Annotated in this window: 14 protein-coding genes and 4 tRNA genes; 1 reads left to right on the top strand and 17 read right to left on the bottom strand. The window is 32.6% G+C overall.

Translation table 11 applies throughout. From position 1 onward, the window contains the following. The 8 genes from SB689_RS14495 to SB689_RS14460 all read right to left on the bottom strand — a co-directional run bounded on the left by SB689_RS14495 (position 1) and on the right by SB689_RS14460 (position 8,954). Entirely contained in the window at positions 1 to 1,023 is a 1,023-nt protein-coding gene (locus SB689_RS14495; protein ID WP_410692833.1) for a tetratricopeptide repeat protein, read from the bottom strand. Further along, positions 1,016 to 2,731: an APC family permease gene (locus SB689_RS14490; RefSeq protein WP_410692832.1), complete on the bottom strand. Its 1,716-nt coding sequence runs from the start codon at positions 2,729 to 2,731 to the stop codon at positions 1,016 to 1,018. The genes SB689_RS14495 and SB689_RS14490 overlap by 8 nt, the downstream gene beginning before the upstream one ends. After that, positions 2,721 to 5,114 carry a hypothetical protein gene (locus tag SB689_RS14485; RefSeq protein WP_410692831.1) on the bottom strand — a complete coding sequence of 798 codons (2,394 nt, stop codon included), beginning with the start codon at positions 5,112 to 5,114 and terminating at the stop codon, positions 2,721 to 2,723. The genes SB689_RS14490 and SB689_RS14485 overlap by 11 nt, the downstream gene beginning before the upstream one ends. After that, positions 5,105 to 5,848 (bottom strand): hypothetical protein, encoded by a 744-nt coding sequence (locus SB689_RS14480; protein WP_410692830.1) that lies wholly within the window; start codon positions 5,846 to 5,848, stop codon positions 5,105 to 5,107. Before SB689_RS14480 ends, SB689_RS14485 begins: the two co-directional genes overlap by 10 nt. Beyond that, a complete protein-coding gene (locus tag SB689_RS14475) occupies positions 5,821 to 6,954 on the bottom strand; it encodes an AAA family ATPase (RefSeq protein ID WP_410692829.1) in 1,134 nt (377 codons plus the stop codon). Before SB689_RS14475 ends, SB689_RS14480 begins: the two co-directional genes overlap by 28 nt. An 11-nt stretch (positions 6,955 to 6,965) precedes the next feature. Then, positions 6,966 to 7,529, bottom strand: a complete 564-nt coding sequence (locus SB689_RS14470) for a DUF4919 domain-containing protein (protein WP_410692828.1) — start codon at positions 7,527 to 7,529, stop codon at positions 6,966 to 6,968. Next, positions 7,507 to 8,172, bottom strand: coding sequence for a hypothetical protein (locus tag SB689_RS14465; protein ID WP_410692827.1), 666 nt, complete (start codon positions 8,170 to 8,172; stop codon positions 7,507 to 7,509). The genes SB689_RS14470 and SB689_RS14465 overlap by 23 nt, the downstream gene beginning before the upstream one ends. 392 nt (positions 8,173 to 8,564) lie before the next feature. Continuing rightward, positions 8,565 to 8,954 (bottom strand): VOC family protein, encoded by a 390-nt coding sequence (locus tag SB689_RS14460; RefSeq protein WP_410692826.1) that lies wholly within the window; start codon positions 8,952 to 8,954, stop codon positions 8,565 to 8,567. A gap of 112 nt (positions 8,955 to 9,066) precedes the next feature. Between SB689_RS14460 and deoD the strand changes: the two genes are divergently transcribed. After that, positions 9,067 to 9,777, top strand: a complete 711-nt coding sequence (gene deoD / locus SB689_RS14455) for a purine-nucleoside phosphorylase (protein ID WP_410692825.1) — start codon at positions 9,067 to 9,069, stop codon at positions 9,775 to 9,777. A gap of 57 nt (positions 9,778 to 9,834) precedes the next feature. On the opposite strand, the gene SB689_RS14450 is transcribed toward deoD, so the two are convergent. From SB689_RS14450 to SB689_RS14410, 9 genes are all read right to left on the bottom strand, one after another. Then, positions 9,835 to 10,620, bottom strand: a complete 786-nt coding sequence (locus tag SB689_RS14450) for a TatD family hydrolase (RefSeq protein WP_410692824.1) — start codon at positions 10,618 to 10,620, stop codon at positions 9,835 to 9,837. After that, positions 10,617 to 10,946: a hypothetical protein gene (locus tag SB689_RS14445; protein WP_410692823.1), complete on the bottom strand. Its 330-nt coding sequence runs from the start codon at positions 10,944 to 10,946 to the stop codon at positions 10,617 to 10,619. The genes SB689_RS14450 and SB689_RS14445 overlap by 4 nt, the downstream gene beginning before the upstream one ends. Before the next feature lie 14 nt (positions 10,947 to 10,960). After that, positions 10,961 to 11,030, bottom strand: a tRNA-Val gene (locus SB689_RS14440). A gap of 6 nt (positions 11,031 to 11,036) precedes the next feature. Then, positions 11,037 to 11,106: transfer RNA gene (locus SB689_RS14435), tRNA-OTHER, on the bottom strand. Between the two features lie 7 nt (positions 11,107 to 11,113). After that, positions 11,114 to 11,187: transfer RNA gene (locus tag SB689_RS14430), tRNA-Gly, on the bottom strand. A 3-nt stretch (positions 11,188 to 11,190) separates the two neighbouring features. Continuing rightward, positions 11,191 to 11,262, bottom strand: a tRNA-Gly gene (locus SB689_RS14425). Between the two features lie 7 nt (positions 11,263 to 11,269). Further along, positions 11,270 to 12,634, bottom strand: a complete 1,365-nt coding sequence (locus SB689_RS14420) for an SDR family oxidoreductase (RefSeq protein WP_410692822.1) — start codon at positions 12,632 to 12,634, stop codon at positions 11,270 to 11,272. Positions 12,635 to 12,702: 68 nt separating this feature from the next. Continuing rightward, on the bottom strand, positions 12,703 to 13,353 hold the full coding sequence (locus tag SB689_RS14415; protein WP_410692821.1) for a hypothetical protein: 651 nt from the start codon (positions 13,351 to 13,353) through the stop codon (positions 12,703 to 12,705). Position 13,354: 1 nt separating this feature from the next. Beyond that, positions 13,355 to 14,068 (bottom strand): DUF434 domain-containing protein, encoded by a 714-nt coding sequence (locus tag SB689_RS14410; RefSeq protein ID WP_410692820.1) that lies wholly within the window; start codon positions 14,066 to 14,068, stop codon positions 13,355 to 13,357. Between the last annotated feature and the right edge of the window lie 326 nt (positions 14,069 to 14,394).

Here is a 14,394-nt window from a genome sequence, read left to right as displayed (position 1 = left end):
TTAATTTCTAAACATTTTATTTCTCCCAGTTTTAAACCTAGAAATATCTTTCAAAATAATTTCATCTTTTGGATTGAAATGTTTCAGCTCATTTACGATTTCAGAATGGGTATTCACTTTTTCTGCTATAATTTCGTAAGCTATATTTCTTGTTGTTGACTGAAGCTTTTCATCTTTTTTAAACTCATACTTCAAGGCTTCCAGATAAATATTCTTTTTATCAGATGGAGTTTTCTTATATAAATTTTGAATTTCGCTGTCCAGTTTTTTCACATCAAAAATATTGGCGAAATAATTATTAAGGCAATTGAAAGCATCTTTATTTTCCTCCCACCCCTTTAATAAAATTTGTTGAGCAGCTTCCGGTGTTTCCATTTTTTTGCGATAAATTAAAGAAGCTTTTACCATCTGATTATTGTTTACATAATCATCAACTATCATTTGATAGTAAGTATGGGCATTTTTTATATCATGAATTTCAATGTATAAATCGCCTACTTTTTCCTTTTGCTCAAGTTCTTTATAAAGATCGATCGCTTTTCTATATTGTTTTGCCCTTTCGTAACATGATGCCGCTTCCGATTTATTTTTCAGCTTTTTAAGATAGATTACCGCTGCTTCATTATAAAAACCTCCATCTTCCAATGTTTGGGCACCACGATAATGGTCACGAAGAAGATTCATATACACTTTTGCTGCTCTTTTATAATCTTTTTCGTCGATATATTTTTGCGCCAGGTCTTCATATTTACTTCTAATCTTGTCAAAAAGTGAAGGTTCAAGATAAAAATTTCCACCACCTGCTCCACCTTTACGGCCAGATGCTTGTTTTTCTTTTTCCTTGTCTTCCAGACGAATCAGGACAATAAAAATGATGAAAGCAACAATGGCAAAAATCACCAAAGTCCCAATAACACTCCAAAAACTCTGATGAAAAAGCTGCGCCAGAATCCCGATAACCTTGATGATCACCAGGATAAAAAATGCCGCCATGAACTTGTCTATAAACTTCTGCCTATTCATCTTTATCTGATTTTAAAATAGTTTTATCTTCACTGAAAAGCCTGTAAAGAAGCAATACAACTCCAATAATGAGAAGCCAAACAAACCAGTTGTAGCCAAACATTTCGATCAAAGGGTAGAAAATATATGCTAATAAAGCCACAAGCACAATGATTAGAAAAATTTTAATTCCACTTGGGACATTGTCACCTCCAATATTCAAAGATCTTCTTTTTACGATAAAAGAATACAGTCCGACAACGCCTGTCATGAAAATTATTAACCAAATAATTTCTGAAAAAGAAATGTCATATTTTGAATAAGGTTTTTCTTTTTGCAATGTTTCCACTTTTTGTGCCTTGTTCGGATCAATTGGAGGTTCAATATATTCTTTTGTTCCGTAAAGTCGGCCTAAAGAATCTTCAATTAAAACCTGTTTCTTTTTCAATATTGTTTTTACAATTCCCTGATCGGCTGGTTTTCCTGAACTTATTTTGTTAAGAGAATCTGTAATTTTTTTCTTGTATTTTTTTTCACTTTGAGCAAGATATTTTACAATTTTCTTGCTGTAAACTTTCTTTAATGAATCTTTTGAAACATCTGTTTTATCATTAAGTTTGAAAATTTCATCCTGAATTTTATTAATCGGTTTACCACCATTCTTTAAATATTCTTCATAGCTTTTTCCGTTATCTCGATCGCTAAGATGTAATGATGCTTTCATGTGTTCGTCCATCAACCCACGTCTTTCTCTTCCGTACATAGAATCGATCTTCATATCAATATCTGTAACACCGGATTGATAGGCGACAACAGGATTCATCATGTTTTTATCCACTTCAGAAACCTTTCCAGATGAAGGCATCGGAGGGGTTTGTACAGGTTTTTCTTTATTCAAAAAAATGAATAATCTAAACAATCCGATTACAATTAAAAACACAAAAAATATCCATCGGTATTTTTGAGAATAGGTAGATTTTTCATCATTTGAAGAATTTCCACCGAATAATTTACCGAGCCATGAATTCTGAAATTTAAATTTACCGAAACCGTCACCTCTGGAAGTTCCCATCACGTCAAGTGGAACGCCTAATTCTACTGCTCTGTCGGGATATTTTTCGATATAACTTAAATATTTTTCAACTTCTTTTTTATTTCCTGCCATCACTTTTTTCAAGTCAAAAGGCAGGTTTTTCATCCACTCTTCCTCTGTTTGTGGTTTTTCAAGAGCTTCAAGAATTTTTTCATCATCCATTTCAACAGTGTAACTCTCAATTTTTTGAGGAATTTTTACGCCGTTTGATGGTTTTCGAACAGTAATATTTGATTTTTCAGGATATTGAATTAATGAAATCCAGTCGATTTGTTCTGATAATTTAACCAAACCAAATTCGGGATGCATAATGAGATATTCAGCATCTATATTTTGCCAGTCTTCAGGATTTATTTTAGGATAAAAAATCGTGTTTTCAGGAATGAATAATTTATTATCAAAACATTGGAAATAAGAATTTTTTCCAATTTCAGTTGGTGTATTTTGATCAAAAATTAAAAAACATCCATACAAAATATTCGGTTCGTTGGAAGGAATCGGAAATGACTGAATTTGGTTTAAATCAATTCCTAAAATTTCCATTTCGTAAAGCCAAATCGATGGCGAAGAATCTTTTATTAAAAGTCCTTTTTTCGGAAAATTATTTTTCGGAAAAGGTTTAATTCTAAGCTCCATATTCCAAAATTTGATTAATAAATTTTTCCAGATATTCCGAATACATATCTTCCATTTTCCTTACTTTCAACAACGTATTTTCTGGCAGATAATATTCTGAACCACCGAATTCTACATTAGTCGACAACGACAAGAAACCCTGTTCTGTAGAAGGTATATAAAATGTCGGAATATTTCCGTTACTGCTTTTAAAGGTCAACATTCCGCGGGAATCTGTAATGATCTCACTTCCATCAGGAAAAGTGAATTTGTTTTTATTTTGTTCAGCGAAAATTTTAATCTCAAACTTATTTTTGATGAAATTTATTGAATTTTCATAATTCTTGTTTAATTCACTTCCGGACACGACTAAATTACCCTTTGTATTAATTCCAATTTTACTGAAATTACCTACTATTTTAATTCCACTATAATTTAATCTCGAAGCTTCTGCCAATGCTTTTGTATCATTTTTTTGAATTTCAGCATCGTTTTTTACGGATTCAATAGAGATATTTCCATCAATATTTATTTTAAAAATGGACGGCATGTCTGCATGGAATAAGTAAAAACTCCTGCCAAAATAAATCAGTCTTGAATCTGCAGGAATATTCTGCCCCGTTACATTAAGATCTGAATATTCTTTTGTACTTAAATTTAATTTAGAAATCAACTTCTTATCCGGTTGATATTGACATAAAATAAATTGTTGTTGTTTATTTTTCGCCAAAGCGAACTGTCCTTTGGGTTTTACAGAAATATTTTCAATCAAAACTTCACTTCCATGATAAGTTTTATAATAATCGTAATAATCTCTATTATAATAATTATCAGAAAGATAAGTCTTTAACAACTGCTTTTTATTGCTTAAAATAAAAAATTCACCTTCATATAAAAATTGAGCAATTTTATAAGTCGGCGTTGGAAATAAAATCGGATAATTTAATGGTAAATCTGTCTTTTTACCACTTGACGAAATATCATTATCTCTATTTTTTCTTCTCTGTGGCGGATTTGCCCATAATTCTTTCAGAGGAAGAATTATTTTTTGAACATGCTTTCTTGTTCCTTTATGATGTTTGTAGAAATTTAATTCTCCATCCGCCGAAGTGGTGACTAAAAATTTTAATCGATCTCTATTTTCGTGAATCGTTCGTTGAATATTTTCGTTCGCCAAGTTTTCCTGATGGGTAATGAAGAAAACCTCCAGATCTTTTTCTTTATGTTCCTCTTGAAAAAATCTTTCCAAAGCAGATGAAACTTCTAAAACCGGACTAACCTGATTTAAATTATCAACCACTTCTTCCACTTTATCTAAAGAAATCGCTACATTGGTTTGCCCTAAAGCAAAAACTTTACATTCAGAATGTGCTTTCGGATGTTTGATTACAGCGATGGCTGAAGCAAAAGCCAAAACCTTTGGCGTTCCCCAATTTTTAAGGGAAGTATCAATTAAAATTATTCTTTCAAAAATATTTTCCTCAGGCGGAATTTCACGCTGAATGTACAAGGCTTCATTATTAGCAACACGATTCATGAAAACCTCATCTTCATTCGCAAATTCAGATAAAAGCATTCTTGATAATTCGCCTTTGTTGGTCATATCAGAAATTCCTCCAATAGGCTGTTCTCCTGGAGAAAGATGACGCATTGGAATTTTAAGACCGCTCCAAATTCTTTTTATTAAGCTCCCAACCTGAAATGTTTTTGGGTCTTCAATTAATTCCTGAATAAAGTCTTTGTTGGTTTCAATGGTTGTTTCTTCCTGTACTACTTCATCATCCAGATCGGCAATTTTAATGTTACCTTTCATAGCTTCGATGATTATGGCTGCTGTAGGAAATTTATTATTTAAAGACGATAAAATTCTCAGGTCACTCGAAAATGTCCCAACTGTAAGTCCAATTTTCTGAGCAGAATTGGCAATTTTTTGTGGGTTTCGTAAATATTCAATTAATATATTTTCAGATTGCTTTACTGAAACTGCGTTAAATTCATTACTAAATATTGTCTGTAAAAGAAGAATTCTATTTCTCCCTTTTTTATAATTGTGGGGTAAAGATTTTAGTGTTTCTAAAAATTGAAATGCCGGTTTTATCCAATCTCCAACATATTTCTGCATTGTCAATGGATTTTTTCGCATTTCAATTTTAATACCTTTTAAATCTAAATACCCTTCATTTGTTGCATATAAAGCCAATAAAAGAGGACTTAAAGCAGGTAATCCTATTAATTGAAATTCCTTCAAAACCTCAATTATATAAGCCCTATAAGCAATTGCACCTATATTCGGAATCGAAATAAGATTGTTTTCATTATATCCAGTGTCATCATGAATATCTTCATCAGTTGTCCATTCCCAGAAATAATTTTCATAAGATTGGAAATATTGCTTTAAATCCATTCTTGTGCTTTTTCAGTGAGACGAAACGAGCTTACCGACAGTTTTCGGAAATCATTTTTATTAATTGAAACATAACTTCCGCCTTCATTCCATACAAGCCAGTGATCTTCATTTTCATTATACTTTTTTTGAAGTAATGAACTTAAATTTTTATATTCAAAATCAAAACCTGTGGGCAAAAGATGTCCGTCTTTCGTCCAATATGTTTTCCCAGGAAAACTTAATAATGGAGTTCCGAGAAATAAAGCTTGATCTTCCATCACAATCCATTCAAGTTTTTCTAATTTGAATTTTGGAGTCGCTATAATAACGTCTTTAATTTTAGATATAGAACTTAATAAAGCTGTTGCAGATTGTTCTTCTTCACTTGATTTTAAGTTGACTTTTACTTTTTCATCAATTCCAAAAAAATTATGATTTGATGGCGGAAAAGTCAGACGTAAAGCTTTATCAATTGGAGTCCACAGCAAAGCCGTTCTCACTTTTTTAGTTGGAACTAAAGCATCTTTTCGGAACAATAATCCGTCTCTTAATTCATATAATAAAAAGTTGGGCAATTGCTGAATTTCCGCAGAATCGGCTTGTTCATCGGTAAAGTTTTTCAACCAGATTACATCTTCCTCCAAAGCGATCTGAATATTTTTCCAATCACGAATGGAACCCAGAAAATCTTCATCAGCTCGGGGAAGTTCTGCCCAAAATTCTTTTATACGGTTTGAAGAATCTTCTGCCATAGACTTTCAATTTCTTTTTGAATGTATTGTTTTTGCTCAGGATTTCTGATCCAGTCGCATCGGGTTTGAAGGTATCTTAATTTATCTTTAATAACATTTTGCTCTTCAAAACTTAAAGTACCGCCTTCCCATTTATCAATTAAGATTTTTACGTCTTTCATCACTTCCTCCGGATTCGGCGTCTTGTTTTGTAAAGCTTGAGGATGCGATTTAGGATCTTCATCTTTTTCGATGGTTCGGTTGATAATTCCTTCTAAAATTTCAATCTGTTCTTCTGTATCCCAAATGTGTTTCAATACCCAAAGATCAGAAAGGATCGCTTCATTTCTGCCACAAATCAAAGCACTTGCTGCAATTAAATTTTGCAGTTTTACGGCTCGACGGTCGGAAATTGCAATTCCTGTATTTCGAAGGCTGATAATTGTATTTAGATAGACTTCATAAATCGGTTTCAGATCTATATTTCTACACAAACTTTGAAGTTCTCTGATTTCATCTGAAAGAATCTCAGGCGTTTCTGTTTCAATATTATTTTCTAATTTTCTTCCGGCTAAAAGTACTTGTTGCAGCAGATCCGGATGCACATAATCAACATTAATTCTGATCAAAAAACGGTCGAATAATGCATTCAAAGCTTCATCTTCTGGAAGAACATTACTTGCTCCCACAAACATTAGCGCAGGAAGACTTTTTGTTTCTTTTCCTCTTTTGAAGATCTTTTCATTCAAGGCCATCAAAAGTGAGTTCAATATCGCAGAATTGGCATTGAAAATCTCGTCCAGAAAAACCATTGAGGCTTCCGGCATCATGCCTTCTGTGTTGGTTAAAAGTTCACCATCCTTTAATTTTCGGATATCAAAAGGTCCAAAAATTTCATTTGGCTCTGTGAAACGGGTTAATAAATATTCGAAGTTTTTACCGTCTTTCACTGTTTTTGCCAAGGTTCTCACAATGGCAGATTTTGCTGTTCCAGGAGGTCCGTACAAAAAGGCATTTTCTCTTGCTAATAAACAGATTCCCAGTAAATCGACTACGTCGTTTTTGCCAACGAAGGTTTCTTTAACGTAATTAAGAACTGTGTTTAATTTATTTATATTTTGAGTCATTGATTAAAATTTTAAAATTTCCACCATTTTTTATTTTTTGGTTTTTCCTCTTCTTCCTTTCTTTTTTTAGAGAGAAAAATTGATCTCTGGTAAGCATCAGTAATATCAAAATGGACTTCGGATCCGTCTTCTAGTGTTAAAACATCCAAATATTTATCTTCATGTTGAATTAATCTTTGTTGGATATATTTTTTTTTCAAATGAAGTTCCATGAAATCCTTTTCATCAGAAACCCTAATAACAATGTATGGATTCTCTATTGATCCATCTCCCGTTTTCTCCATACAACTCAGAATATTATGACAGATAAACATTACGCTTTCTGCAGCTTTTGTATTTCCAATCTGCTTTAAAGAAAAATATTTTCTAAAATGAGCTCTTGGGCTTAGCAGTACATTAATCGTAACATAATAATTCAGTTTATCGTATTCTTTATTCTCATATAATTTTTCCATGATATCTAAATCATCAGAATAAGGGTCATAATCGGGATTGGTTATAATTAATTCTCTATGTTTCAGAAAATTTTCTTTTGTGGGGTCTGCCACAAAATCAAATACTGTCTTTTCTCTCATTTTCTTCGGTTATTGTTTTTAATTCTCTCCAAAAAGCATCTTTATGCAGACCAAATTCTGCCATCAATAATTTTTTAATAAACGGAATTTCAGCCAATTTATATGCTTTCTTTTCTACAATTCTTTCAAGATATAGTTTTCGGTAGGTTTTGTCTTTTAATTCTTCTTCCCAATTTACTTTTTCTAAATCAATGTCAGATCCGATTGCTGAATAATGAAATTGTGATAAAATACTTTCCAACATTTTAATTAAAGGATCTTCTGGATCTGCAATCTGTAATCCGTCAACAATTTGCGGTAAAAACCTTAACGATAAATCTGCTGAAAGTATGGAAGAAATGTCTCTTGCTCCTTTATATGGTGGAATCAATTTATTTAAATCCTTTGCTGTATCTCTACGAATTAAATACAATTGAGCACTGTGATATACTATTTTTCCTGCCCAAACTGCTGTTTCTTTATTGCAGTTTATTTGATCTGATAAAAATTCCAGCCTTTCTTTTTCAAACTCGGTTTCAAAATAATCGGATGCATCTTGTTCTTCCTTTTTTGAGATTTCTTTTATATCTGAAAAAATCGTGATGCATTCATCTTTTCGGAGAAGAAATAAGGTGTCTAAAAATGGGGAGGTGTTTTCCAGCATCTAACAAAAATAAAAATATTATTCGTTATTGGTGAATTAAAAAAATATTAATATCTGATTTTAAATCTTGACTTTTAACGTAAGGTTCGCAACGATTTCGTTTATGATATTTGAGAATATTTTTCATCTGTTAAATCGTTTCACTCAGCAATATTTTTTTATTACTAAATTTTCATGAGATTGCTTCACCTTCGGTTCGCAATGACAAATTTTGAAAGAAAGGCAAAGACCATAGCCCCGATTGGAACGGCATCCTTTTTTGTTGCGGCCGGAGCGAAGCGGAGGCCGTAACAAAAAAGATATAGTGGAAAGCGGGAAATAGCTTCAAAAAAAATAAGTAATGAGTAATATTTTTTTTGAGATTGCTTCTTCGCTTTGCTCCCCGCAAAGACTTAATTTATAATCTCAATAATATTATTTTCAGGGTCGAGAATTACACTCTCGTAGTAACCATCGCCGGATGTACGAGGTTCTCCTACAACTTCGTAGCCATCATTTCTCAACGTTTCTGTAAGTGTGTCAACTTTTTCGTTGCTTCCTGTTGAAAATGCAAGATGCACAATTCCAAATTTCTGAGCGTCAAATGAGTTGTTTCCTTCCTGAATATCTGGTCTTGTCATGATCTCCAATCGTGAACCGTTTTCAAAACTTAAGAAATATGACTCAAAGTTTTTTACGGGATTATGGTATTTTTCATTTGAAGTTGCCCCAAAATATTTTTGATAAAATTCCTTAATTTTTTCTAAATCTCTAACCCAAATAGCGATATGCTCTATCTTCATATTTTAAATTTTAATTAAAGATAATAATTGTCTTCTATAAATTGACAAGTTGAGCAAATTGACAATTCGCTTTTCACAGATTTGCTATCTTTGTGCCATTCAAAATAAAATTATGAGTATTCACATTAGTGCAAAAAAGGGAGAAATTGCTAAAGTTGTATTGCAGCCGGGGGATCCGCTTCGCGCACAGTATATTGCAGAAAACTTTTTAGAAAACGCAAAATTAGTAAGTAAAACAAGAGGTATTTTTTATTACACCGGTCTTTATAAAGATAAAGAAATTACTGTGGGAGCCAGCGGAATGGGATTTCCAAGCATTGGAATCTATTCTTTTGAGTTGTACACAGAATATGAAGTGGAGACGATCATCAGAATCGGAACTTGTGGAGCGTATACAACAGATTTGAAAACTTTTGATATTTTAAATGTTGAAAATGCAGCAAGTGAAAGTACTTACGCAAAATATGCCTGGGAAATTGAAGATGAAATTCTTTCTCACCAAGGAAATATTTTTGATACAATTAATGCAACTGCAGAAGAATTAGCTTTAAAAACTAAAGCGATCAACGTTCACAGTAGTGACATTTTCTACAGAAAAGATCAGGCAATTCCTGCGATTGCAACGAAATATAACTGTCCGGCTGTTGAAATGGAAGCTTTTGGATTGTATGCCAATGCAAAACATTTAGGGAAAAACGCAGCAACGATTCTTACCGTAACTGATATTATTCCGACTCACGAAAATATTTCGGCTGATCAAAGAGAAACTGCTTTGAAACCAATGATCGAACTTGCTTTGGAAGCTGCTTGGAAAAGTATTTAAGGAAAAATCGATTTATAAAATTAAAAAGAGCTTTACATTAATTTGTAGAGCTCTTTTCTATATTCTGAAAAATTTTCTGGCGACTTCTGTCGTTTCATCCGCAACTTCGGAAATACTTACTTTCTTTAATTTTGCAATTGTCTGTGCGACATAAGGTAGATAGGATGGTTCATTTCGGCGGTTTTGTGTTCTCGGCATATTTTTCGGCAGCATGAAAGGCGCATCTGTTTCAATCATCATTCGGTCAAGTGGGACATATTTGATGACATCTTCCAAATGTTTAAATCTTTTATCATCGCTGATCGCTCCCGTAAATCCTAGATAGAATCCTTTATTCAAATATATTTTTGCTTCATTCAAAGTTCCTGTAAAACAATGAACAACAGCCTCGGGAAGTTTTGAAAGATATTCGTCAGTAATTTCATTAAATCTTTTAAACGCAGATCTTTCGTGAAGAAAAAGAGGTTTATCAACTTCAATGGCTAATTCCAGTTGAACGCGATAACATTTTTCCTGAATAGGTCTTGGTGAAAAATCGCGATCAAAATCCAATCCACATTCTCCGACTGAAATGACGTGATCTTGTCTTAATAATTTTCGAAGTTCGTTGATGCTTTCATTGTTAAAAGATTTCGCATCATGAGGATGAATTCCTGCGGTTGAAAATAAAATTTCGGGATAATCTTCTGCAATCTCTGCTGATTCTTGGCTTCCGCGGACGCTCGTTCCTGTGAGAATCATTTGCTCTACTCCATTATCCAACGCTCTGTTGATGATTTCTTCGTGTTCGTTGTGAAATTGTTTATTGGTCAGGTTAATGCCAATGTCTATAAATGTTTTCATTTGTTTTTGTTATTATTTTGTTCATTATGTATAGTAAAATATCTTACGACATGAGGACTTGTAATGGCACTTTTGAATGATTTTTCTGTAGCATATTTTCGAAAATCAGAATACTTTTCTCCATTAATTTTTTTTGTAATTTTTACCCAAATCATTTTTTGTTTTTGCTTTCTGGTTTTCCAAAATTTCACTTCTTCAATTAATTGATCTTGAACGGCAGATTTTTCTGTTCTTCTCCATTTTTTATTTCCATACTTTTTTAAATAAGGTGGAATTTTTCCCCATTCATAAGATCGGAAAGTTCCTTTATTGTAAAGATTTTTCATAGCGTTTTAAAAAGGGAAGCAAGCAAGATTTGAACTCGCAACTCCTCTGGGTTTGAGGCATTTTTCCATTTAAACTATTGCTTCCATTTGGGAGATAAGCAGGATTCGAACTTGCAACTCGTCTTAGCAAAACGTATTTTTCCATTACTACTATTATCTCCATTTTGGGAGTACAGCAGGACTCGAACCTGCAACTTTGCCTTGGAAGGGCAGTATTTTTCCAATTATCAACTATGTACTCCTGCGAAACGTACGGGACTCGAACCCGTAACATCTGACTTGGATGGTCAGGGCTCTTCCATTGAGCTAACGTTTCTTTTATTTTACCAAGTATGAATTTTATAATTTTTCAATAAAACTCCACTAAAATAATTACCTCTAATTCCTTCAATAACAGGCTGTAAAATTCTAGCAGCACCATCCACAGAATCAAGTGGCGGAATATATCCCTGTTCAAACTGTTTCTTTCTTAAACTTTCTTTTGCTCCTGTAGAAATCCAGCCAACATCAACTGCACTCATGTAAATCTGATCTTTTTCAAATTCTTTTGCAGAAGTGAGCGTCATCATATTCAAAGCCGCTTTCGTCATATTTGTATGTGGATGAAAAATAGTTTTATTTTCATAACTGAAAATACCTTCAGAAGATGTAACATTAATGATAAATTTTTCTTTGAATAAAGAGTTTCTCATTAATTGTTTTAATTCTTTAATTAAAAAATAAGGGGCAATATGATTGATGAGATTAACCTCTACCAATTCATACATTGAAACTTCTTCCAAAGTAGAATTCCAACTGGTTTTATCGCGATTATCAACAGGTTGCCCAAAACGCGTCAAAGCAACTGTGGTTTCTTCATTTTGAGCATATTCCAATTTTCCGATCTCATTTGAAATTTGTGTTTGATTGGGAATTAAGTTCTGAATATTTTTAAACTCAACCAACATTTCATTTTCACGTTTTATAATTGGAAGATAGTATTCATCGGGATATTTTATAGTTTGAGCAGCATTATTGATCAGAATATCAAGTGTTTCAAAATTATCTTTATAAAAATTGATGAATTCCTGAATTGCTTTTAAATCTCTAAGATCCAATCCGTAAACCCAAAGCCTGTCTTTCCATTCAAGATAATCCTCTTCCTGCTGAAGCTGTTCCAGAGCCAAAGCGGGGAAACGGGTCGTCAAAACCAAATTTGCACCATTTCGCAAAACTTTTAAAGCTGTTGCAAGTCCTACTTTTACACGTCCTCCCGTAAGAATTATATTTCTTCCTTTTAAATTTACAGATTCAAAACGTTTTTCATAGTTTTCTTCTGCACATTTCGGGCATAATCTTGTGTAAAATGAATGTGCATATGTATAGCTTTGATTACAACAGTAACAATTTTTAGGAATCTGAAGTTTTGTAAGTTTTGTTTCATCTTTTTGGTTATCATAAAAAGCAGAAACTCCTGCCAAAGCTTTTTTCAGCAATACAGATTCTGAATTGACTTCCAGATCCTGAGTTTTCATTTGGAAATAACTTTCCTGACGATTTTGTTTTTTAGCGTTCTTATGAATTTTTGTAATCAGCCCTGAAAACATTCTGTTATCAGGATTATGAAAAGGCTCGTCTTTCAAGGCATTTAAAACCTTCAGACATGCTTCCCATTCGTTTTCCGAAAATTTTTGATTAGAAAAATCCATTGCTTCAATTTTATGATGACAAAATTATTAGGCATGTACGCAATCTTTTTACGCAGCTAAAAATATTTTTATTCATTAATAAAAATTTCCAGAAAACCAATCAATTGAGTTCCGCCGTGGCTCCACCGAATTCCATGACCGTCTTTTTCTCTTATCTCAAAAACTAACTCATGCTTATAATGAAAGAAAACATTCCACCAAGTTTGATTGTCGATGATGTAATTAATTTTCTCCATTACTTTTTGTTGTTTTTGTTGATTATTTCCTTTCACTTCACCCCAAAACAGATCGTCCATTCTTCCAACATGTTTTTCCCAAGCGCGTTGGGCAATTGTGATTTCATCATTAAAAGGTTTCATACAACTTTCAATCAAAATATCTTTAGAAGGCGGAATTGCATTTTCATCCCGAATACTCGTTGAAGTTAGTCTTTGGCCTAAAATATCCAGCCAATATTCGAACGGAATTTCCTGTAATTGTTGAGCGATAAACTCATCTGAATCATCGGGTTCAAGAATATTGATGAATGTAGAAAAACTTTTGTCGCGGTCAATTTTTATTTCTTCATTAAAATAAGGCAAATCCCAATCTAAAGTTTTGTCTTTATATTTCCGAATATTTTTTGATAAGCTTTCAAGATGTTCTGGCGACAAAATCGGATGGTACTTTTCTGTCCAAGATGTTGACAGTAATGGAATATATTTTTCGAACAGATTCATTTTAAAACATTTTAATCAGATTAACAGAAAGTTTTTCTTCCTTAATTAAATAATCAATTACGTTAAACCATTTTTTGCAATGATCTAAAATCCATGCATCGGAAGAAGCTATGATTTCGACATTTTTCGCTAAAAATTTATCGGGATTGAATTGTAGGTCAACTTCCCAATTGAGGTTGTTTTCCTGAGCAAATTCGAGAATAATTTGCATGATTCTACCGCTGTTGGAGACGGGTTTATCGAAAATCCAGATTAATTTTTGAAGTTTTGCCTTTTGAAAAAACTGAGAAACCAATTCTATACTTTTTTGAGTCTGATTGACTCTTTTATACGTTCCATAAACCCCGGAAAGGTCGCGATAGCAACCGTCAAGACCTCTAAAAATATAGGCTTCGGAAAGTAAACTTTCCAACAAAATCAAAATATTAAATCCATCCAAATAAATGACCTTATCTTTTAAATCTAAAATTTCAACTTGCTTGAATCTTCTATTTTTAATCTGATTTTCCGATGCAGAAGCACCACGAAGCGCCTGAATTTGTCGGGTTTTTAATTTGTAGTGATTTCCTACCAATTCTGAACTCGCTCTTTCAGCATAATCTCTGCTTAGAAGATAATTCATATCCTGAACAGCCAATTTTAATTTATCAATTTGCTTTTCTGATCCGAATAGTGTGTCGTCGCCTGTGTTTTTACCGCGGTTTCTATTGTTCATGGTCAAATGTAAAAATATTTATTTAAAATTTGAAGCATGAATTGTTGATAAAGATTATTAGGTTCTATTTTGTTTTAAAATAAAAAATAAGAGAATATTTAAAACAAAAAATACAAGAGCACAAAATAATATATAGGATCATATTCTTTCAAATCATTATTTATCACACTAAATACAATGTAAATAAAACAAATAGAATTCGAAACAAGAAAAGCATTCATATTATTCTTTCTATATATCCAGTATAATAAATTATCAACAACTAAACTATAAATTCCGATAATTGAAAAGAAGCAAAATATTGTCATAAAAATTATAATATCGGC

Origin of the sequence: Chryseobacterium sp. SIMBA_038 (genome assembly GCF_046535115.1) — a bacterium.
Lineage (GTDB): Bacteria > Bacteroidota > Bacteroidia > Flavobacteriales > Weeksellaceae > Chryseobacterium.
This window is presented reverse-complemented; position numbering and strand designations above follow the sequence as displayed.

What these genes read in the sequence shown, in the direction of transcription:
- SB689_RS14495 (WP_410692833.1), bottom strand. Translation starts at nt 1,023, where the DNA reads ATGAATAGGCAGAAGTTTATAGACAAGTTCATGGCGGCATTTTTTATC.
- SB689_RS14490 (WP_410692832.1), bottom strand. Translation starts at nt 2,731, where the DNA reads ATGGAGCTTAGAATTAAACCTTTTCCGAAAAATAATTTTCCGAAAAAA.
- SB689_RS14485 (WP_410692831.1), bottom strand. Translation starts at nt 5,114, where the DNA reads ATGGATTTAAAGCAATATTTCCAATCTTATGAAAATTATTTCTGGGAA.
- SB689_RS14480 (WP_410692830.1), bottom strand. Translation starts at nt 5,848, where the DNA reads ATGGCAGAAGATTCTTCAAACCGTATAAAAGAATTTTGGGCAGAACTT.
- SB689_RS14475 (WP_410692829.1), bottom strand. Translation starts at nt 6,954, where the DNA reads ATGACTCAAAATATAAATAAATTAAACACAGTTCTTAATTACGTTAAA.
- SB689_RS14470 (WP_410692828.1), bottom strand. Translation starts at nt 7,529, where the DNA reads ATGAGAGAAAAGACAGTATTTGATTTTGTGGCAGACCCCACAAAAGAA.
- SB689_RS14465 (WP_410692827.1), bottom strand. Translation starts at nt 8,172, where the DNA reads ATGCTGGAAAACACCTCCCCATTTTTAGACACCTTATTTCTTCTCCGA.
- SB689_RS14460 (WP_410692826.1), bottom strand. Translation starts at nt 8,954, where the DNA reads ATGAAGATAGAGCATATCGCTATTTGGGTTAGAGATTTAGAAAAAATT.
- deoD (WP_410692825.1), top strand. Translation starts at nt 9,067, where the DNA reads ATGAGTATTCACATTAGTGCAAAAAAGGGAGAAATTGCTAAAGTTGTA.
- SB689_RS14450 (WP_410692824.1), bottom strand. Translation starts at nt 10,620, where the DNA reads ATGAAAACATTTATAGACATTGGCATTAACCTGACCAATAAACAATTT.
- SB689_RS14445 (WP_410692823.1), bottom strand. Translation starts at nt 10,946, where the DNA reads ATGAAAAATCTTTACAATAAAGGAACTTTCCGATCTTATGAATGGGGA.
- SB689_RS14420 (WP_410692822.1), bottom strand. Translation starts at nt 12,634, where the DNA reads ATGGATTTTTCTAATCAAAAATTTTCGGAAAACGAATGGGAAGCATGT.
- SB689_RS14415 (WP_410692821.1), bottom strand. Translation starts at nt 13,353, where the DNA reads ATGAATCTGTTCGAAAAATATATTCCATTACTGTCAACATCTTGGACA.
- SB689_RS14410 (WP_410692820.1), bottom strand. Translation starts at nt 14,068, where the DNA reads ATGAACAATAGAAACCGCGGTAAAAACACAGGCGACGACACACTATTC.